Raw genomic sequence first — 21,010 nt, 5'->3', positions numbered from 1 at the left:
CGTCGCGCTTGCCGCTTGCCGCGGCCCTGGCGCAACCGGGGCATGCCGGTTGCCGATCCGCGCGCGGTGCACGACTTGCACGTGTGAATCAGCGATTTTGCAGACGGCGTGTTCACGGGATGACGACGTTCCGCTGCCCGTGAAGCACGCCGACAGACAATCGATGTTGCGCATGCGGTCGTTCCCGACCGCATGCGCATCACTTGCTTCAGGTCACGACGACACGAGCGGCACCGTTACCGACGTGCCGGCCGGATCGAGCGTCAGGCCCGTGCCCGGCGTCGGCCGCAGCGTGGCCTCGTTGTCGCTGGACAGCACGACGAGCCCCAGCCGGTGGCCGGCTTCCAGCTTGTAGTCACGCGGCATGAACGTCAGCTTCAGGTCGTACGGCATCCCCGGCAGCACGGGCTCCGAGCGCCACTCGGAGAACCGGTTGCGCGGATCCGTCCACGCACGCGTGACGATCGTGGCCGTACCGTCCGGCGCGCGGTCGACCAGCAGGGCCGTCACGTTGGCCACCGCCGAGAAGGTCAGCCTGACGCGTGCGGTCGCGGCGCCGGAAAGGCGTGTCGCGGCCGTGAGCGGCGCGGATTCGAACCGGCTGCGGTTCTCGCCCGTCGGCGTGTTCGCCAGCGTGAGCGCGGTAATGCGCGCATCGTCGGTGAAGCGCGCGAGCGGGCCGCCGCTCGGCAGCCGCAGCAGCGTGCCGGTGCCCGCGCCGTCGCCGCCCGCGAAATACGTGACCGGCGTGGCGTGGCGGGCGGCCCAGTCCGCTTCCTTCAGCAGCGTGCCGTCCGCCTGCTCGATCACCGCGCGCGGATCGCGTTCGACACCGTTGTCGAAACCGATCAGGTAGCGCGTGAACCAGCGGTTCACTTCCGCGGTCCACGCATCGGCCATCGCCGGCACGCGGGTCGGGTCGGTGTGCTTCAGGCGATGCAGCCACAGCTGCGTCGGCACGCCCTGGCGCCGCATCGCGAGATGCCACGCCGTCGACTGGTCGACGCGCACGTTGTCGTCGGTCAGCCCCTGCGCGACGAGCGCCGGCGCGACCGCGAACGCGGTCGGGATGTCGCGCGCGGCCCAGAACGGCGAATAGTCGCCGGTCTTGCGGTCTTCCTGCTGCAACGCTTCATCGATCAGGTGCGTGCAGCGCTCCGGATGCGCGTTCGTCAGCAGCGCCTTGATGTACACGTCGACGTCTTCGCCCTGATAGCCTTCCGGCGCACGCACGAGCCCGCCCGAGCGGTAGTAGCCGTACATGTTCGTCAGCCCGGCGACCGGCACGATCGCGTCGAGCCCGCGCGTGCGCAGGCTCGCGACCATCTTCGGCAGCGTGCCGTCGTACGACACGCCGTACATGCCGACGTGGCCCGTCGACCAGTTCGCGACGACCGTCTTGCCGTTCGCGTCCTTTGCGGTCGCGTCGCGGCCGAGCCAGCGGATCACCGATGCCATCGCAACCGATTCGTCGCGCGTGAGGATCGTCGGGCAGCCGTCCGAGCCGGCGGTGCCGAGCGAATCCGCATAGACGATCGTGAAGCCACGCGGGATGAAGTAGCCCTCGATCCACGAGCGCCCGGCGGCGGCCGCTTCGACCTGCTGCAGCATCCGCACCTGCGGTGCGGCGGCCATGATGCGTGCGGAGGCGCCGGTGGCTGCCGTGGCTGCCGTTGCCGCATTGGCGGCCGGATGCGGCGTGCCGTCGAGTTCGACGTCGACGTTGTGGTCGGGGCTGTCGGCGAGGCCCGCGTAGTACGGGCTCGCGAGCACGATGACGGGCGTGCGTGCGCCGTTCGCGGTTTCGGTGGGGCGCACGATGCGCACGTGGATGCGGTCGCGCGTGCCGTCGCCGTCGGAATCGACCGGCGTGTCGACCCACGCGTTCTCCTCGATCGTGCCGCCCGACAGCGATGGCTGCACCTGGCCGTTCGCGATCACGGGCCGGTAGCGGCCGCCGCTTGCCGGGTTGGCGTATGGCACGCCGGACGGCGAGATGCGCGATGCCAGCGACTGCTTGTCGGCCGCCGATGCGGCGGCCCCCTCCTGTTGGCCCTGTGCGAGCGCGGAAACGCCCGCCACGCTGCCGCCGTCGTCGCCGCCGCACGCGGCGAGCGTCGCGGCTGCAACGAGCGCGGGAAGCCACGCGCGACGCAATCCGGTTCGATGAATGTCCATTGCTGACCTCTTGTTGTGATTGTCTGGAACCGGACGGCCCGCGATATGCCCCCTGCGGCCCGGCCGGGTGCTGCATCGGATGAAACGGAACGGCACCTTCGAAAGCGCCGGGCGCGAGGCCCGGGTGTCACGGCCGGTGTCGACGCGCGTCGCGCAACCCGGCGGGCAGTCGGGGCGACGGCATCGCCCCGACCGAAAAGCGTCAGTGCGGCGGCTGATTCGGGCCGCCTGATCGATGCGAGGCCGGCTGCGCGGAATGAATGCAGGAGTGCGAATCAAATGCGGGCATGCCCGATCTTCCTTCAGGTTTCAGACGAAACGGAACGGCACGATGCGATGAGGCGGGGATGGTGCGAACGGCGGTGCTGCAACGGCAGGACAGCGCGACTGGCGTCGGCGGGGCTGGCCGGAATGCTTTCCGGAAGCTTGCGCCAAACTTATCTCAGTGAAATCTAGGTGTCAAACTTTTTTAGTTTGAATCAAACAAAGTTTCTAGCGGTGCCCGGCGATCGACATGAGATCGGTCTAAATTTCCGCGAAATATTTCCGTAAACGGTAAAAAACGGATTGAAAGGAGAGAGGGCATGACGATGTCAGTCACGGCAGCGAGCGGCCTTTCGCTCGTGCAGATGGCGCAGGAAGCGGCGCTCGACGGGCGCCAGCAGACGGGCGCGGTGGCCGGGCAACCGCAGGACACGCCGATCACCATCCGCGCGCTGGATCAGGACGCGATGCACGCGGCGCGAATGAAACAGATGTCGATGCTGGGCGATCTGTCGACGAAGCTGCGCGGCGTCACCAGCCAGCTTGCGACGAGCCTGCACGAGATCATCGCGAAGCGCCCGGATCTGGCCGACGCGCAGTTCGACTTCAAGACCGGCAACGGCCGGATCGAGGTCGTGTCGAAGACGATGACGGAAAGCGATCGCGCGTGGGTGGAGGCGACGCTGAACGCGAACGCGGGCCTCGTGCTCGCGACGCGCGAGTTTCACCAGCAGGCCGTCGACTTCGCCGAGCAGGGCGCGGCCGCCGTGGGCGAGACGTTCACGGACGCCGATCGCCAAGTGGCCAGCCAGCGCGCCGACGCGGACTTCCTCTTCATGAAGGAAATCAATACGTCCGTCGCGCGCAACCAGAAGTTCGAAGAGATCGGCGGGCATTTCACCACGCAGGACGGCACGCCGCTGACGTTCGAGCAGTCGGCCGGCAGCGCGCGCGGCACGCTCGCGCTGCTGGATACCGACCGTCAATTGTCGTCGGGCGCGGCGATCTTCGTCGACGATGCGGGGCAGAAGACCTACGGCAGGCGCGCGGGCCTGATCGACGTCGGCTTCGGGGCCGCATTCGAGGACATCCTGAACGGCCGCAACACCATCGGTTTCCACGAGATCGCATGACGGCACGCTTCGCCGAGCCGGACACCTGACACCGCGCGCCTATTCGTCGCGCAGCGCCTCGGCCGGCCGTACCCGCGCGGCACGCCAGCTCGGGTAGAGCGTCGCGACGCACGACATCAGGAACGCGGCCGCGGCGATCTCGATCACGTCGGTCGCCGCCAGCTTCGACGGCAGCGAGCTGAGGAAGTACACGGACGGCGTCAGGAAGCGGATGCCGAGCAGCTGCTCGATCGCCGGCAGCACCCACGGGATGCTCACCGCGATCGCGCAGCCGAGCGCGACGCCCGCCAGCGTGCCGGCGAGGCCGATCGTCATCCCCTGGATCGCGAAGATCTTCATGACCGACCCGGGCGGCGCGCCGAGCGTGCGCAGGATCGCGATGTCGCCCTGCTTCTGCGTGACGGTCATCACGAGCGACGACACGAGGTTGAACGCGGCGACCGCGACGATCAGCATCAGGATCAGCGACAGCATGCGCTTTTGCAGCCGCTCGGCTTCGAACCACGTGCGGTTCTGCCGCGTCCAGTCGCGGATATAAAGCTCGCCCGACAGCGTGTGCGACAGTTCCAGAGCAATGTCCGGCGCGCGCTGCAGGTCATCGAGGCGCAGCCGGATGCCGGTGGGCGCGCGCACGTTGAACAGCGTCTGCGCGTCGCGGAGATGGATGTATGCGAGCGCGCTGTCGTACTGGTAGTGGCCCGACTCGAACGTGCCGACCACGTTGAACTGCCGGAACTGCGGCAGCGCGTCGCCGATGCGCGCGGTGTTGCCGGGCGCGAAGAACGTGATGCGGTCGCCGATCTTCACGTGCAGCGCGTCGGCCAGCGCCGAGCCGAGCACGATCCCCATCTCGCCCGGTACGAGCGCGTCGAGCCGCCCGGTCTTCAGCTTGCGCGCAATCTCGGACACGCGCGGCTCCAGCACGGGATCGATGCCGCGCAGCGCGACGCCCGTCACGCTGCCCGCGTTCGTCAGCAGCGCCTGCGCATCGACATAGGGCGCGACGGCGCGCACCGCCGGATTCTGCAGCGATTCGTGCGCGGTGAGCCGCCAGTCGGGCATCGCGCCCGTCGGCGAGAAGATTTCCACGTGCGCGAGCACCGACAGCATCCGGTCGCGCACTTCGGTCCGGAATCCGTTCATCACCGACAGCACGACGATCAGCGCGGCGACCCCGAGCGCGATGCCGGCCATCGCGGCGCCGGCAATGAACGACACGAAGCCGTCGCCGGCCGAGCGCCGGCCGCCGCGCGCATAGCGCAGCCCGATCTGCCATTCGAACGGGAGTTTCAAGCGGTTTCCTTTCATTTCGATTCGAATCATGCCAAGCCGCGCATTCTAGCGAACGCGGCGCGACCACGCGCAGCGGTTGCGCCGGCGAGCCGAAATCCACCCGACCGGCCGGTTATCCGGCAGCGTTGCGCGCCGGCACACCGATATTTCCATCGTTTCGGGTCTGATCGATAATGGCGCCCAGCATCCGGTCGAACATACCAAGTATTTACGGCGCAACCGGGCCGCGCCGTCACAAGACCCATAACGATTCGGGGAAGGTTGCCGTGCAGGCAGCATGTCCTTGACAAGGAAATAACAATGGATTTGCTGCGCTTTCTGCTGCTCCTGCCCGTTCGCGTGGCGGGCTTCGTCTGGTGGCTGCTCGGCTGCGCGCTGCGGCCGCTGGTCGGCAACGTGTCGTGGACGGCGCCCGCGTGGATGGGCATCACCGCCGCGGCCGTGCGCCGCCGCCCGTGGCATGCCGGCGGCCTCGTGCTGCTCGCGGCCGCGCTCGGCTACGGCGGGTACTGGTTCAAGCACCGCCCGAAGCCTCCCGAGCCCGAAACCGTCAGCTTCACCGTGAAGGCGCCGGCGATCACCACCTATGAGGTGGACGAAACCGACAAGCCGAAGATCACCGTGCATCCGCTCGAAGTCGTGTTCGCGCAATCGGCGGCGCCGATCGAACAGGTCGGCAAGCCGGCCGGCGACGGCATCGAGATGACGCCCGCGCTGAAGGGCGCATGGGAGTGGGTCGACGACAAGACGCTGCGCTTCACGCCGGCGGCCGACTGGCCGGTCGGCGCGCACGTCGAGGTGCGTTTCGCGGTGCACCGGGTGTTCGCGCCGCAGGTGACGATGCGCGACGATCGTTTCGCCTTCGATCTGCCGGCGTTCGCCGCGACATTCGGCAACAACGAGTTCTACCAGAACCCCGACAATCCGGCGGAGAAGCAGGCGCTGCTGCAGTTGCACTTCAACTACCCGGTCGATCCGGCCGAGTTCGAGAAGCGCATCGGCCTCGTGCTGGTCGGTCGCGACGGCAAGAATTCAACGCCGCTGCGCTACACGGTCAACTACGACAAGATGAAGACGAGCGCGTGGGTCTACTCGCAGCCGCTCGAGATTCCGCGCGATCCGCTGGTGGCACGACTCGACGTCGACAAGGGCGTGAAGAGTGCGCGCGGCGGCAACGGCACGCCGGACGCGCTGCACGCGTCGGTCAACGTGCCGGGGCTCTACAGCCTGTCGATCGCGAACATCGCGCCGACGCTCGTCGACAACGAGCGCTACGAGCCCGAGCAGGTGCTCGTCGCGGAAGCGTCGGACGGTGTGCGCAGCGCCGACCTGGCCGCGCGTGCCAAGGCGTGGGTGCTGCCGAAGCGTAAGCCGGGCGTCGATCAGTCGGACGACGAGCCGCCGTACGAATGGAACGTGGCCGACATCAGCGATGCGGTGCTGAAGCAGTCGAAGCCGCTGCCGCTCGACGCGGTGCCGACCGAGAACGACTACGCGACGCTGCAAAGCTTCAAGTACCACGCGACGCCGGGCGATCGCATCGTCGTGCGTTTCGCGGGCGACCTGAAATCGGCGGGCGGCTACCTGCTCGCCGAGCCGGTGACGACCGCGTTCACGGTGCCCGACTATCCGAAGCTGCTGCGCTTCATGGCCGACGGTTCGCTGCTGTCGATGAGCGGCAGCAAGCGGCTGTCGGTCGTGTCGCGCAACCTGCCGGGGATGAAGGTCGAGATCGGCCGCGTGCTGCCCGACCAGCTCCAGCATCTCGTGAGCTTCAACAACGGCACGTACGCGCGTCCCGAGCTGTCGTATTCGTTCAGCGAGGATCACATCGTCGAGCGCTTCGTGCAGACGCGCGCGTTCCCGGCCGGCGAACCCGGCAAGGCGCACTACGAAGGCATCGATCTCGGCCAGTACCTGAAGGGCGGCAAGCGCGGCGTGTTCCTGCTGCACCTGACGAAGTACGACCCGGCCGCCGAGAAGAAAAAGGCCGACGACGCGAAGGACAGCGATGCGTCGTCCGACGGCAGCCAGGATCAGTCCGACAACGCCGATTCGAGCGACAGCAACGGCAACGGCGACGACAGCGACAACGCGCTCGGCGACACGCGCCTGATCGTCGTGACCGATCTCGGGATGCTGGTCAAAAAGGCACTGGACGGCAGCCAGGACGTGTTCGTGCAGTCGATCCGCAACGGCCGCCCGGTTGCGGGCGCAACCGTGTCGGTGCTCGCGGTGAACGGCCAGGCGCTGTTCACGCAGACGACCGGCGCCGACGGCATCGTGCATTTCCCCGCGTTCAAGGGGCTCGACCGCGAGAAGCGGCCGCAGCTGTATGTCGTGAAGAAGGACACCGACCTGTCGTTCCTGCCGGTGGCCGGCCGCGATCGCCAGCTCGATTTCTCGCGTTTCGACGTCGACGGCGAGCGCAATGCGACCGGCCAGGGGCAACTGTCCGCGTACCTGTTCTCGGATCGCGGGCTGTATCGCCCTGGCGATCCGTTCCACATCGGCCTGATCGTGCGCGCGGCGAGCTGGGCGCGCAGCCCGGCCGGCGTGCCGCTGCAGGCGGAGATCGTCGACCCGCGCGGGATCACCGTCGAGCGCAAGCCGGTGACGGTCGATGCGACCGGCTTCACCGAGCTCGGCTATACGACGGCCGAAACGGCGCCGACCGGCACGTGGACGGTCAACCTGTATATCGTCAAGGACGGCCAGCCCGGTGCGGAGCCGATCGGCAGCACGACGGTGCAGGTGAAGGAGTTCCTGCCCGACCGGATGAAGGTCGACGCGAAGCTGTCGCAGCAGGTCGTCGAAGGGTGGGTGAAGCCGAAGGGGCTGAAGGGTGTCGTCGATGCGCAGAACCTGTTCGGCACGCCGGCGGAGAAGCGCCGCGTCGCGGCGACGCTGACGCTGCGCCCGGTGTGGCCGTCGTTCCGCAGCTGGCAGGGCTATCGCTTCTTCGACGCACGTCGCGCGAAGGAGGGCTATACGACGACGCTGCAGGACGGCACGACCGACGACAAGGGCCATGCCGAGTTCGATCTCGATCTCGACAAGTACGCGGACGCGACCTACCAGCTCTACTTCCAGGCGAAGGCCTATGAAGCGGAAGGCGGGCGCAACGTCGCCGCGAACGCGCAGACACTCGTGTCGAACAACGACTGGCTCGTCGGCTACAAGTCGGTCGACGATCTCGGCTACGTGAAGCGCGGCAGCCCGCGCACCGTGCGGCTCGTCGCGATCGATCCGAACGCGAAGGCGATCGACGTGAAGGACCTGCGTGCGCAGCTCGTCGAGGAGCGCTATGTGTCGGTGCTGACCAAGCAGGATTCCGGCGCGTACAAATACGATTCGCGGCTGAAGGAAGTGCCGGTCGACGAGAAGCCGCTGACGATTCCGGCAGCCGGGCTCGACTTCACGCTGCGCACCGACAAGCCGGGCAGCTACGCGCTCGTGATCCGCAACGCGGACGGCGCCGCGGTGAACCGGATCGAGTATTCGGTGACGGGCGATGCGAACGTCACGCGCTCGCTCGACCGCAACGCGGAACTGCAGGTGAGCCTGGCGAAGCACGACTTCAAGCCGGGCGAGCAGGTCGAGATTGCGATCCGCGCGCCTTACGCGGGCAGCGGCCTGATCACGATCGAGCGCGACAAGGTGTATGCGCACGCGTGGTTCCATGCGGACACGACGAGCTCGATCCAGCACATCACGGTGCCGGCCGGCTTCGAGGGCAACGGCTACATCAACGTGCAGACCATCCGCGATCCGTCGTCCGATGAAATCTTCATGAGCCCGCTGAGCTACGGTGTCGTGCCGTTCTCGGTGAACCTCGACGCGCGCCGCAACGCGGTGTCGGTCGATGCGCCGGCGCTCGTGAAGCCCGGCGACACGGTGAATTTCACCGTGCATTCGGCGAAGCCCGCGAAGGTCGTCGTGTTCGCGGTCGACGAGGGCATCCTGCAGGTCGCGCGCTACAAGCTCGGCGATCCGCTGAAGTTCTTCTTCCGCAAGCGGATGCTCGAAGTCGGCACGTCGCAGATCCTCGACCTGATCCTGCCGGACTTCGAGAAGCTGATGGCGATGGCCGCGCCGGGTGGTGACGCCGACGATGGGATCGGCCGCCAGTTGAACCCGTTCAAGCGCAAGCGCGACAAGCCGGTCGTCTACTGGTCGGGGATCGTCGACGTGAACGGCGACACCCGCCTGAGCTACACCGTGCCCGACTATTTCAACGGCAAGCTGCGCGTGATGGCCGTGTCGGTGTCGCCGGACCTGGTTGGCACATTCGAAGGCGCGACGACGGTGCGCGGCGATTTCGTGCTGTCGCCGAACGTGCCGACGACGCTCGCGCCGGGCGACGAGGCCGATGTCAGCGTCGGTGTCGCGAACAACCTGACGGGCGTCGGCAGCCAGCCAGTGCCGGTCGCGGTCACGCTGAAGACGGGCCCGCAGTTGCAGGTGATCGGGCCGGCCACGCAGAACGTCGCGCTCGCGCCGCAGCACGAGGGCGTTGCGATGTTCCGCGTGAAGGCGACCGATACGCTCGGCTCGGGCGCGCTGTCGTTCGGCGCGCGCTACGGCGCGAAGGGCGCGCAGCAGCGCGTCGACGTGTCGGTGCGGCCGGCCGCCGCGTTCCGCACGCAGCTCGATATCGCACGCGTCGATCCGGGCAAGAAGGCGAACGTGCCGAACCTGCGCTCGATGTACGACGCGTATGCGTCGCGCGACGCGAGCATCTCGACTGCGCCGCTCGTGCTGTCCGAAGGGCTGTCGTCGTATCTCGTGAACTTCGAGCACTACTGCAGCGAGCAGATGGTGAGCGCGGCCGTGCCGCGCGTGTTCGCGGCGAAGTGGCTGTCGGTGCGTGCGCTGACGAGCGCGATGCATGCGACCGACTCCGGTGCCGATACGACGAACGCGGCTGCGATCACGCAGTTCCTCGGCGTGCTGCGCAGCCGGCAGAATGCGCAGGGCGGGTTCGGCCTGTGGAGCGCGACGCCCGATGCCGACCCGTTCGTGTCCGCATACGCGATGCACGTGCTGCTCGACGCGCGCGAGCGAGGTATCGCCGTGCCGAAGGACATGCTCGACGCGGGCAACCAGTATCTGCAGAAGCTCGCGGCGAACGATTCGCTCGGCTCGCTCGACCTGCTGCGGCAGCGTGCGTACGCGGTGTATCTGCTGACGCGTCAGGGCAACGTGACGACCAACAGCCTCGCGGCCGTGCAGAAGCGGCTGCAGGATGCGTATCCGAACGACTGGAAGAACGATCTCGCGGCCGCGTGGCTCGCCGCGTCGTATCAGTTGCTGAAGCAGGACAAGGAAGCCGCGGCACTGATCGCGGGCCCGCAGGCGCTGCTCGAGCGCAAGCGCGCGTCCGATGGCGGTTACGTGACGGGCTACTACCTCGATCCGCTGACGCGCGACGCGAGCGTGCTGTACCTGATCGCGAAGCACTTCCCGGAACGCGTGCGCAAGCTGTCGCCGCGCGCGATGGACAACCTCGCCGCGCCGCTCGTCGACAACCGCTTCAACACGCTGTCGTCGGCGATGACGATCCTCGCGCTCGATGCGTATGCGGCGTCGAGCGCGGGCCAGCTCGACCAGCTCTCGATCGACGAGGTGCGCGCGGGTGCCGCACCGAAGGACGTGTCGTCGATCCAGGCGAACCTCGTGCGCTCGGGTACGTGGTCGGGCGGTGCATCGCGTGTCGACTTCGTGAACGGCAGCACGCTGCCCGCATGGTGGGTCGCGAGCCAGTCGGGCTACGACCGCGGCACGTCGACGAAGGCGATCAAGAACGGGCTGGAGATCGTGCGCGACTACACCGACACGGACGGCAAGCCGCTCGACAAGATCACGCTCGGCCAGGAGATCGACGTGCACGTGAAGATCCGCGCGACGGGCTCGGCGAACGTCGGCAACGTCGCGATCGTCGATCTGCTGCCGGGCGGCTTCGATCCGGTGATCGCGCCGCCGCCTGTCACCGACACGCAGGACGGTGACGGCAACGGCAACGGCAACGGCGATGGCGGCGCGTCGGCGCCAGTGGCCGATGCACCGTGGCGTTCCCCGATCGGCGTGAAGGGTTCGACGTGGCAGCCGCAATTCGCGGACGTGCGTGAGGATCGCGTGGTGATCTACGGCACCGCGACGACCGACGTGCGTGAGTTCGTCTACCGGATCAAGGCGAGCAACGCGGGCCGCTTCGTCGCACCGCCGGCATACGGTGAGTCGATGTACGACCGCCGCGTGCAGGCGCAGGCGCCCGGCGGCACGACGCTGACGGTGGAGCGCGTGCGATGACGATGAGGCTGCAACGTCGTTACAGGCTGCGCCGGACGCGAGGAGCGCCCGCGCGTGGCTGACGCTTCCGTGCTCCGGCGCGTGCTGCACGGCGCCGGCCGCTGGCTGCATCGCTGGCAGAACTGGATCGTCGGCGCGCTGCTCGTGTTCGGTGCGCTGGCCGCGTGCCGGCTGTGGCCGCATCCGCCGCTGCGCGACTGGAAGCCGTCGTCGGTCGCGGTGACGGACGCGCAGGGCCGGTTGCTGCGTCTGACGCTCGCCAAGGACGACCGCTACCGGCTGTGGGTGCCGCTCGACCGGATGTCGCCGCAGCTCGTCGAAGCCGTGATGCTGCACGAGGACCGCTGGTTCTGGTGGCATCCCGGTTTCAACCCGTACGGGCTCGCGCGCGGCGCGTGGATCACGTACGTGCGCGGCGGCAATCCGCAGGGTGGCTCGACGCTGACGATGCAGCTCGCGCGCTCGCTGTGGCGGCTGAACACGCGCACGCCGGCCGGCAAGCTCGAGCAGGTTGCGCGCGCGGTGCAGCTCGAACTCTTCTATTCGAAACGACAGATTCTCGAAGCGTATCTGAACGATGCGCCGTACGGACGCAACGTCGAAGGCGCGGGCACCGCGAGCGTCGTCTATTTCGACCGGATGCCCGACGCGCTGACGCTGCCCGAGGCGCTCGCGCTCGCGGTGATTCCGCAGGACCCGGCGCGGCGCGTGCGCGGCGGGCAGGACGAGATCAACCGCGCGCTGGCTGCGTCGCGCAACCGGCTGTATGCGCGCTGGCTGACGAAGCATCCGGGCGATGCGTCGCTCAAGCCGCTGTTCGCGTTGCCGCTGGCGATGCGGCCGCTGTCCGCGCTGCCGTTCGACGCGCCGCACGCGGTCGACCAGGCGCTCGCCGCACGCGGCGCGTGGCGCACGACCTCGGGCGGCGCGGCGGACGATAGCGACGCCGGCACGCGGCTCGTGACGACGCTCGATCTCGACCTGCAGCGCACGCTCGAACGGCAGATCGCACGCTATGTCGCGCGCAACGACACGCGCGGCGTACGCAACGCGGCGGCGATCCTCGTCGATACGCGCGACATGGGCGTGAAGGCGCTCGTCGGCTCCGCGAACTTCTTCGACCGCACGATCGACGGGCAGGTGAACGGCACGCTCGCGCGGCGTTCGCCGGGCTCGACACTCAAGCCGTTCATCTATGCGCTCGGCTTCGACCAGGGCGTGCTGCACCCGCAGACCGTGTTGCGCGACGTGCCGATCGCGTTCGGCCCGTATGCGCCGGAGAATTTCGACGGCCACTTCCTTGGGCCGATCACCGCGACCGATGCGCTGAACCGCAGCCGCAACGTGCCGGCCGTGTGGGTCGCGTCGCAGCTCAAGTCGCCCGATCTGTACGGGTTCCTGCAGGAAGCCGGCGTGCGCCGGCTCGCAAGCGCGCAGCACTACGGGCTCGCGCTCGTGCTCGGCGGCGGCGAAGTGACGATGCAGGATCTTGCGGCGCTCTACGCGATGCTCGCGAATCGCGGCGAGTTCCGGCCGCTGCGGCTGCGCGCGGATGAACCGGCTTTGCCGGGCCGGCGCCTGCTCAGCGCCGAGGCGAGCTACATGACGATGGACATGCTGCGTCAGCACCTGCGCCCCGACGAGACGAGCGGCGCGCAGCCGTCGAGCGTGCCCGTCTACTGGAAGACCGGTACGTCATGGTCGTTCCGCGATGCGTGGACGGCCGGCGTGTTCGGCCCGTACGTGCTGGTCGTGTGGGTCGGCAATTTCGACAATTCGACCAATACGGCGTTCGTCGGCGTCGACGCAGCCGCGCCGCTGTTCTTCCAGGTCGTCGATGCGCTGAATGCCGAGCGCACGCTCGTCGAGCCGTCGCGCGCGGTGCCGCCGAAGCTGAAGCGCGTGCGGATCTGCCTCGCGAGCGGCGATTTGCCGAACGAGTGGTGTCCGCAGCAGGGCTGGACGTGGTTCATTCCGGGCACGTCGCCGATTCGTGTCAGCACCGTGCACCGGCCGGTCGTGATCGACGATGCGACGGGGAAGGCCGCGTGCCCGCCGTACGACGGCAAGCGCACGCATACGGAGATCTTCGAGTTCTGGCCGTCGGATCTGCAGCAGGTGTTCGCACAGGCCGGTATTCCGCGCCGGCGGCCGCCGCAAAGCGCGGACTGCCGCGACGCGGGGCAGGTCGAAGGTGACCCGCCGCGCATTACGTCGCCGCTGCGCGGCAGTACGTATGCGATGCGCGTGAGGAGTACGGAGGAGACGCGCATCGCGTTCAACGCGACAGCCGATGCGAGCGCGCATGCGCTGTACTGGTTCGTCAACGATGCGTTTGTCGGGCGCAGTGCGCCGGGCGATGCGCTGTTCTGGCAACCGCGGACGGCTGGCAGTTATACGGTGCGGGTGGTCGACGATCACGGGCGTAGCGATCAGCGGCCGCTGGCGGTGGGGTTGGAGCAGTAGGCGTTGCGCGCCTGTCGCCTGGGTTGTTGTCGGGTGGTTGCGTCTACTTTTTTGTGCTTTATGGCTTTCCCGGGATGTCGCATGCCCGATTCGAAGCGATAGAAGGGTGTGGTCAATTCCCCACCTTTTAGCGGCCGTCGCAATGCACGGCGAGCGCGCGCGAGTGGTTGACGGAGTCGGTGCCCGGCTGAGTCGGGCGCGGGAACGGGTCACATGTTCGACTGAGTGTGCGGTGTTGGGCCGCAATCAGTCGCTCGACATCAGCGCGTAGATTGCCGACCATCGCTGACGAGAGCGTCGGACGTCATCGTCCGCCGTTGTCGGCAATATCGGAAGCGTGTCCGCACGATGCGGTTGGGGCGTATCGTGCAGTCTGAGCCATTCGTAACCCGCAACAGGAATTTTCATCATGACGGCCACACCGCCGGAGCGCATCGCAATCAATCATGACGAGTTCGACGCGAAGTACGTCGGCCGAACCGTTAGCGGCAGCCAGTTCTTTTTGACTACGCCGTTTGTACCCGAAATCTCGAACCGACCGGGCGCGGAATATGTCGCGCTTTATCTGTTTGATGCCGGAGGCACCTTTCAGGAGGCTCGAATCGAAGCCTTTGGTCCGCGTGCTGCCATGGATCTGACGGCACGCGATGCCTGCTTCGAACGGTATCTGGCCGAGCTTGGCGAAGTGCAGTACGGCCGCATCGAGATCGCCCCTTTCTCTGTCGAACGTTTCGGCGTCACGTTTGGGCTCGTGGCGGATGACAGGGACGAGGATGACGACGCGGCGCTATACATCATGGAGCCAGGCAACTATATGGCTTTCTTCGAGCCGTGGGACAGCGGCGACTACGACACCTGAATTGCTTGCTGGCGACAGCAGGGCAGGCGTACCTGCCTGACGACCTCGTGGCGAGTGGCCGTCGCCGGCAATGCCGGCGGACTGCTTCGGGGCGTCAGGCGACCTCCACGGAAATCCCCGCATCCCTCTCCAGTCCTCTTTCCCGATTCCAGTCACAGCGGCGCACGGGCAGCCCTCCATCACCCATCATCCGCCTTCGCCTGCAGCCTCCTTCAACTCCTGGATCACGATCAGCCGCGTGCGCCCGTGCTCGTCCGACCCGTATCACGGGCGTAGCGATCAGCGGCCGCTGGCGGTCGGGGTGGAGCAGTAGGCGCCGTATCTGTATCCGTATCGCGCGTTCGCGGTCAGCGTGCCGCAATCTGCGCGCTTTCGCGGCGAAGGCTCGTGTGAGTGAGCATCAGCAAGTTGATGACGACGACGGCGATCGTTGCGACGATCATCCAGTTCACGCCGCCGTGGGTCACCAATATGCCTGCTACGTACGGAAATCCGAACAGGCCCGTGAAGTAGGCGATCGTGAAGACTTGCGAGCATGCTGATGCGGACAATCCCTTTTCGCTGGCGAGATTGACCGCCATGCCGTTCAAGGTGGAGTAGCTGAGTCCGTAGCCGATCGCGAAGATGAACGAGCCGATCACATACAGGATTTCACTGCCCGGATTGGACACGAAGAGGACCAGCGCCACGAGCGTCATGGCGAACAGCGTGAAGGCGAGCTTTCGGACCGGCAATCGGCTGATCGTCTGTGCCAGCGTGAATCGGCAGAAGACGGTCGTCAACGTGAATGTCACGAAAAAGAGATCGGGCGACAGGTGTCGCGACTCCGCATAGATCGCCTGGAAATTCGACAACGCGGAAAAGGCGCATGCGGCGAGTCCGATCATGATGATCGGCAGCCGGGTGACATGGCGCAGTATCTCGGCAACCCGCGCGGCCGTCAGGCCGGTTGCATCTGCGGGCGGGTGGGGGAGGCGTTCCGCCCGTTTTCGGACAATCGAAAATGCGATGGCGGCAATCACGCAAAGACACGCCAGGCCTGCGTAGACGATCGAATACGACCCGGAGCGGCTGGCGACGAAATGGCCGATCGGTGACGCGAGACCCAGCCCGACCATTTGACCACCCGAGAGCAAGGTCAGGTATTTGATCCGCGCGGAGGGCCTGAGGTGATGAATGATTTGAAGTGGCGCGAGGATATAAAAAGCCGACCATCCCATTCCCAGAAGCAGGCCGCCGATGAATGCGATCCTCAAGTCGTGCGCTGCCAGGCTGAACGCGAGCATGGAAAGAGCCATGACGGCAGCGGCCGCCACGATGGTCGACATCAACCCGATTCGTTGTGCTACCCATCCGGCGACAAGAGAGCTGACGATCATGGTCAGGATGCCGGTCGAGATCACGGCGCCGGCCATCGACGAATCGAGGCCGCTCTGACGCAAATGCTCGGAGAGGAGAAAGCTGGCGCCGTAGGCGGCGGCAAGCGCGATGCTCGCGATGAGGAATGGAATAAACGTGGCAGCGGCGAGCGAAGACGGAAGCTGGTCAGCGGATGGTTTCATCGAGTTGGCATCCAGTTTTTATCGCCGCCTTGATGCGTTGAGCGGGCCGGATTTCTTTGATCGTCTTGTACCCACGGTTGGCATGCATACGGCCCGTCCGGATTCCATGATCCTGAGCCTGACGGGCATTGTGTTTTAGGCAGAAGGGGGATGAAATGTACAGTGAAGCCGATTTTCTTCTGCACAGTTCCGGTCGTTGCTGATGAGCTTCGGCCCGGAAACTGGAAGTCGATCGAGATTACGTTGGATGGTTTCGAAACGCGATCAACTACCTGCCTGAATCATTCCGATGTTGCTACCGCTCATATTTTTGCCCGCGATGCCGTGCGACGGCCGCCGCAGCACGCGGACTGCCGCGACGCAGGGCAGGTCGAAGGCGACCCGCAGCGCATCACGTCGCCACTGCGCGGGAGTACGTATGCGATGCGGGTGAAGCGTGCGGAGGAGTCGCGCATCGCGTTCAACGCGACGGCTCGATGCGAGCGCGCATACGTCGTACTGGTTCGTCAACGATGCGTTTGTCGCGCGTAGCAGGCCGGGCGATGTGCTGTTCTGGCAGCCGAGGACGGCTGGAAGTTATGCGGTGCGGGTGGTCGACGATCACGGGCGTAGCGATCAGCGGCCGCTCGCGGTGGGGTTGGCGCAGTAGCGGCCCACCCGCGCCGCTTCAGACGCTGTAGCCGATCCTCAGGACCCCCCATGGTCGTCCGCCGACGACGATCGGCGCGGAAACGTCCTTCATCAGCGCGAATTGACCATTGCCCATGTCGCGTCGATAGGTCTGCAGCAGGAACGGCTTGGTGTGCGACACGGAGGTGCGCGCCGTCCGGTCGGTGTAGATCCGGCGGTTCCGGCAATTCGCCGCGTTCCAGGTGGCGTCTGCGCGCTGGGGCAGCGAGAATTTCCGGTTGTGGGTAGGCAGGTAGCACTGTCTGTCGAAGCTGGCGCAATAGACGATGCGCTCGTCGATACCGAGCACCGGCTCCTGGATGGCCGGCAGCACGCGATCGGTGAAGGCCGTGAAGCGCGTCACGAACTGCTGCGGGTCGGTGCCGGGAATCGGCTCGTAGTGCGCGTCGAAGAGCGCGTCGAGCGCGATGTCGCCGCGGCTGACCGCCTCCTCGAAGAGCTTGCTGATCGCGGCGGCGGTGTTCCGTGCGGTTTCGATCAGGCGCGTGTCGGGCGACTCGATGCCGGTCGCGGCCGTGAGTTCGATGAGTGTCTCGGAGACGGAGAGCAGATTGCCGAGGCGATCCTTGGCCTGTGAGAAGTTGTCGCTCGAGCTTTCGACACCGGACGCCATCTCGCCCACCTGTTCGTCGAGGCGGTGGCACTGCGTCTCGATCTCGTCCGTCAGCGACGCGATCTGTTCGGCTTCGCCGGCGAGCTCGGTGATCGCGTGCCCGGTCGCGTGCACGACTTCGCCGATCGTGCGCGTGCCCTCGCGTACGCGGTGTGCGCGCGCGGCGTTGTCGGTTCCGTCCGCGATCAGGTGTTCGGTCTGCTCGGCGAGGCGCGCAAGGGTCGTTTCGATCTGGGCCGTGGCCTGCCCGGTCTTGGCGGACAGGTTCTTGACCTCGGCTGCGACGACGGCGAAGCTGCGGCCCGACTCGCCAGCGCGCGCGGCCTCGATCGCGGCGTTCAGCGCGAGCAGGTGGGTCTGGCGAGCGATGACGGAGATCTCCTCGGACACGGCCCGCACGTGATCGAGCGCGTCGCGTAGTGCCCCCATCTGGCTGCTGATCGCGGTGACGCCCTCGACGAGGACGTGAATGTCCGCGAGCGATGCCTCGATCGTCTGCTGCGACTGCCGGACCGCGCTCGATGCGTTGGCGCTGACGTTGCGCACCTGCTGCGCGGCCTCGGCGATCCGGTGGTTGCCGCGCAACGTAAGGGCCGCCGATTCGCGCAGCGTATGGCAGACCTCCGCCTGCCGGGCGACGCGGGCGGCGACTTCCTCGACGTGCCCCGACACATCGCAGATCTCGATGCCGAGCCTGCCGGCCTGCTCGGCTATGTCGCCGACGAGTGCGCGTGATGAACGGCGGCCGCGACCGATTCCGAAAAGGTTCACGTTGCTGGGTCTCCTTGTGGGCGCACCCGCCCGGTTCCTGGCGGATAGTGGGCGTGCGCTCCTGACTTGACGGCAGCGCGGCCGCAGACTTGAGGTCGGGTAAACATCGAGGCTGGATTGTCGGAGCGACGCCGGGCGCAGCACGTCGCTCCCCGTGCTCGCGGCGTGCGGGGACGACCGTGTGCCGGCCGTCCGTCCGTCCGCAGGCAGCGTCAGAATACGTGGTGGATGCCGGCATTGACGCCGACCGTCGTGCCCGGCAATCCGAACAGCGCGCCGCCCGTTATGCCGAGGCCCGTATTCATCGCGCCGTGGTTGTTGACGACACCGACCTGCGCATACAGGCCGGTTCGCTTCGACAGGCTGTAGTCGGCGCCGATCGCGGCAAGCAGCGAATGATTGTGCGAATCGTTGCGGTCGGTCGTGTACCACGCGCCGGTGTTCAGGTCGAGGGCCGGCGTGACGCGATAGTCGAGCCCGGCGCTATACACGTTGTTGCTGAACGAGCCGGCGACCTTGTAGCTCGTGAACGACGCCTTGCCGGTCACAGGCCCGAATGTGTAGGCGGCGCCGATCGTGCGGCCGACGAATGCGACCGTGCTCGGAACCGGTGTCGGCGACGTGCCGCCGTTGCCGTCGTAGAGCGCCGCGTTGAGCATGAATGCGCCATTCGTATAGGTGAGGCTGCCGGAATACTGGCGTCCCGCCTGGAAATCCCCGGCTTTTCCGCCGAATCCGAACATCGCGCTGCCTGTCAGCCCGGCGATCGTCGGGCTCGTGTACGAAATCGCATTCGGGTTGAAGAGGCCCGTGACGAGCACGTTGTCGACGTAAGGGATCAGCGCGGCGCCGAAGTGCGAGATATTGCGGGGATCCGATCCGAGCACTGCGAGCACGAATGGCGAGAACTGCAGGCCGACCTTCGTCTCGCCGAATCCGCCGTCGATTCCGACCCACGCCTGGCGACCGAAGAAGTTGCCGTTCGAATGGCCGAACGCGCCGTCCGTGATGTTGAAGCCGCTTTCCAGCTTGAATCTCGCATGCAACCCGCCGCCGAGATCTTCGGTACCCGTCATGCCGAAATTGGTCGGCGTCATGCCGGTGTCGGTCAGCGCGAACTGGCGTCCGGCGTTGCCACCGGTTGCCGAGTCGAGCGATCGGCTCGTATAAAGCAATGCGGCGTCGAGGTCGCCGTACAGCGTGATGCTGCTCTGAGCGAAGCTGCTCGTGCTTGCCGCTGCGCCCAGCAGTGCCGCGCAAATCATCCGTGTCATTCGGTTCATCGTCTGTCTCCGTTTTGTTGAGTGTTGTAATACGTATAACTAATTAAATATGCGGCGACGGAATCGATTCGAGCCGCATGCATGCCGTGCCGTCGGGGAACGCACGGCGATGCTTGTCGCGGGCCGGATACGGCCGCGCTCCGGCGCCGCGGCGAGGCGGATTGCCCGCCGCGGCGGGTGGTATTACATCGAGCGGTTCAACTGTTCGAGGATGGCCGGATTCTCGAGCGTGGACGTGTCCTGGGTGATCGCTTCGCCCTTCGCGAGCGAACGCAGCAGGCGCCGCATGATCTTGCCCGAGCGCGTCTTCGGCAGGTTGTCGCCGAAGCGGATGTCCTTCGGCTTCGCGATCGGCCCGATCTGCTTGCCGACCCAGTCGCGCAGCGTCTTCGCCAGCGCCGCCGCTTCCTCGCCTTCCGGACGCGAACGCTTCAGCACCACGAATGCCACCACCGCCTCGCCCGTCGTATCGTCCGGACGGCCGACCACGGCCGCCTCGGCCACGAGTTCGTGCGACACCAGCGCCGATTCGATCTCCATCGTGCCGAGCCGGTGGCCCGACACGTTCAGCACGTCGTCGATCCGGCCCATGATCGTGAAGTAGCCGGTGTCCTTGTCGCGCACGGTGCCGTCGCCGGCGAGATACAGCGTGCCGCCGAGTTCCTCGGGGTAGTAGCTCTTCTTGAAGCGCTCCGGGTCGCCCCAGATCGTGCGGATCATCGCGGGCCACGGACGCTTGACGACGAGAATGCCGCCCTGACCGTTCGGCACGTCCTGGCCGGTTTCGTCGACCACCGCAGCCATGATGCCCGGCAGCGGCAGCGTGCACGAACCGGGCACGGTCGGCGTCGCGCCCGGCAGCGGCGTGATCATGTGGCCGCCCGTCTCGGTCTGCCACCACGTATCGACGATCGGGCAGCGCTCCTGGCCGACGTGCTTGTGATACCACATCCACGCTTCCGGATTGATCGGCTCGCCGACGGTGCCGATGATGCGCAGGCTCGACAGGTCGTAGCTCTTCGGATGCACCTTGTCGTCAGCTTCGGCCGCCTTGATCAGCGAGCGGATCGCGGTCGGCGCGGTGTAGAACACGGTGACCTTGTGGTCGCCGATCATCTTCCAGAAGCGGCCGGCGTCCGGGTAGGTCGGCACGCCTTCGAACACGACCTGCGTGCCGCCGCATGCGAGCGGGCCGTACGTGATGTACGTGTGGCCGGTCACCCAGCCGATGTCGGCCGTGCACCAGAACACGTCGGCGGGTTTCCAGTCGAAGGTCCACTTCATCGTCTGCGCGGCCCACAGCAGGTAGCCGCCCGTGCTGTGCTGCACGCCCTTCGGCTTGCCGGTCGAGCCCGACGTATACAGGATGAACAGCGGATGCTCGGCGCCGACCCATTCCGGCTCGCACTGGTCGGATTCGCCGGCCGTCAGTTCGTGCATCCACAGGTCGCGCTCGGCATGCCAGTCGACCTTGCCGCCGGTGCGGCGATAGACGATCACGCTCTTCACGGCCTCGCAGCCGCCCAGCGCGATCGCTTCGTCCGCGATGCTCTTCAGCGGCAGCGTCTTGCCGCCGCGCGCCTGCT

At 66.8% G+C, this 21,010-nt stretch carries 12 protein-coding genes; 6 read left to right on the top strand and 6 right to left on the bottom strand.

Features of this window, described 5'->3' with window-relative positions:
- Nucleotides 1–213: 213 nt before the first annotated feature.
- The gene (locus LGN19_RS30020; RefSeq protein WP_122947925.1) at nt 214–2,178 is read right to left on the bottom strand and encodes a Xaa-Pro dipeptidyl-peptidase; all 1,965 of its coding nucleotides are present in this window, start codon (nt 2,176–2,178) and stop codon (nt 214–216) included.
- 584 nt (nt 2,179–2,762) lie between these two features.
- Between LGN19_RS30020 and LGN19_RS30015 the strand changes: the two genes are divergently transcribed.
- Nucleotides 2,763–3,575 carry a hypothetical protein gene (locus LGN19_RS30015; protein ID WP_226218786.1) on the top strand — a complete coding sequence of 271 codons (813 nt, stop codon included), beginning with the start codon at nt 2,763–2,765 and terminating at the stop codon, nt 3,573–3,575.
- A 39-nt stretch (nt 3,576–3,614) separates the two neighbouring features.
- On the opposite strand, the gene LGN19_RS30010 is transcribed toward LGN19_RS30015, so the two are convergent.
- Nucleotides 3,615–4,868: a lipoprotein-releasing ABC transporter permease subunit gene (locus tag LGN19_RS30010; RefSeq protein WP_226218784.1), complete on the bottom strand. Its 1,254-nt coding sequence runs from the start codon at nt 4,866–4,868 to the stop codon at nt 3,615–3,617.
- Between the two features lie 300 nt (nt 4,869–5,168).
- On the opposite strand from LGN19_RS30010, the gene LGN19_RS30005 reads away from it, so the two are divergent.
- From LGN19_RS30005 to LGN19_RS29995, 3 genes are all read left to right on the top strand, one after another.
- A complete protein-coding gene (locus LGN19_RS30005; protein WP_226218783.1) occupies nt 5,169–11,180 on the top strand; it encodes an MG2 domain-containing protein in 6,012 nt (2,003 codons plus the stop codon).
- Between the two features lie 54 nt (nt 11,181–11,234).
- Nucleotides 11,235–13,646, top strand: a complete 2,412-nt coding sequence (gene pbpC, locus LGN19_RS30000; RefSeq protein WP_226218782.1) for a penicillin-binding protein 1C — start codon at nt 11,235–11,237, stop codon at nt 13,644–13,646.
- A gap of 409 nt (nt 13,647–14,055) precedes the next feature.
- On the top strand, nt 14,056–14,505 hold the full coding sequence (locus tag LGN19_RS29995; protein ID WP_226218781.1) for a hypothetical protein: 450 nt from the start codon (nt 14,056–14,058) through the stop codon (nt 14,503–14,505).
- A gap of 347 nt (nt 14,506–14,852) precedes the next feature.
- Here LGN19_RS29995 and LGN19_RS29990 read toward each other — a convergent pair whose 3' ends face one another.
- On the bottom strand, nt 14,853–16,067 hold the full coding sequence (locus LGN19_RS29990; RefSeq protein WP_226218780.1) for an MFS transporter: 1,215 nt from the start codon (nt 16,065–16,067) through the stop codon (nt 14,853–14,855).
- A gap of 162 nt (nt 16,068–16,229) precedes the next feature.
- Here LGN19_RS29990 and LGN19_RS29985 point away from each other — a divergent pair, with 162 nt between their 5' ends.
- Nucleotides 16,230–16,598: a hypothetical protein gene (locus LGN19_RS29985; RefSeq protein ID WP_226218962.1), complete on the top strand. Its 369-nt coding sequence runs from the start codon at nt 16,230–16,232 to the stop codon at nt 16,596–16,598.
- Entirely contained in the window at nt 16,504–16,716 is a 213-nt protein-coding gene (locus LGN19_RS39845) for a hypothetical protein (protein ID WP_226218778.1), read from the top strand. Before LGN19_RS29985 ends, LGN19_RS39845 begins: the two co-directional genes overlap by 95 nt.
- Nucleotides 16,717–16,734: 18 nt before the next feature.
- Here the strand turns inward: LGN19_RS39845 and LGN19_RS29975 are convergent, their stop codons facing one another.
- The 3 genes from LGN19_RS29975 to acs form a co-directional block, all read right to left on the bottom strand.
- Complete coding sequence (locus tag LGN19_RS29975; protein ID WP_226218944.1) at nt 16,735–18,141, bottom strand: methyl-accepting chemotaxis protein; 1,407 nt, start codon at nt 18,139–18,141, stop codon at nt 16,735–16,737.
- Between the two features lie 212 nt (nt 18,142–18,353).
- Nucleotides 18,354–19,424, bottom strand: a complete 1,071-nt coding sequence (locus tag LGN19_RS29970; protein WP_226218776.1) for a porin — start codon at nt 19,422–19,424, stop codon at nt 18,354–18,356.
- Nucleotides 19,425–19,607: 183 nt separating this feature from the next.
- Nucleotides 19,608–21,010, bottom strand: a 1,403-nt coding sequence (gene acs / locus LGN19_RS29965) for an acetate--CoA ligase (RefSeq protein WP_226218774.1), incomplete at its 5' end; no start/stop codon positions are given.

The sequence above is a fragment of the Burkholderia sp. AU30198 genome (genome assembly GCF_020419825.1).
GTDB lineage: Bacteria > Pseudomonadota > Gammaproteobacteria > Burkholderiales > Burkholderiaceae > Burkholderia.
Note: the sequence above shows the minus strand (reverse complement) of the source record. Positions and strands in the feature narration are given on the sequence as shown.

Bases quoted from the DNA above. Each gene is read 5' to 3' on its own strand.
- LGN19_RS30020 (WP_122947925.1), bottom strand. From the start codon at position 2,178: ATGGACATTCATCGAACCGGATTGCGTCGCGCGTGGCTTCCCGCGCTC.
- LGN19_RS30015 (WP_226218786.1), top strand. From the start codon at position 2,763: ATGACGATGTCAGTCACGGCAGCGAGCGGCCTTTCGCTCGTGCAGATG.
- LGN19_RS30005 (WP_226218783.1), top strand. From the start codon at position 5,169: ATGGATTTGCTGCGCTTTCTGCTGCTCCTGCCCGTTCGCGTGGCGGGC.
- LGN19_RS29995 (WP_226218781.1), top strand. From the start codon at position 14,056: ATGACGGCCACACCGCCGGAGCGCATCGCAATCAATCATGACGAGTTC.
- LGN19_RS29990 (WP_226218780.1), bottom strand. From the start codon at position 16,067: ATGAAACCATCCGCTGACCAGCTTCCGTCTTCGCTCGCCGCTGCCACG.
- LGN19_RS29970 (WP_226218776.1), bottom strand. From the start codon at position 19,424: ATGAACCGAATGACACGGATGATTTGCGCGGCACTGCTGGGCGCAGCG.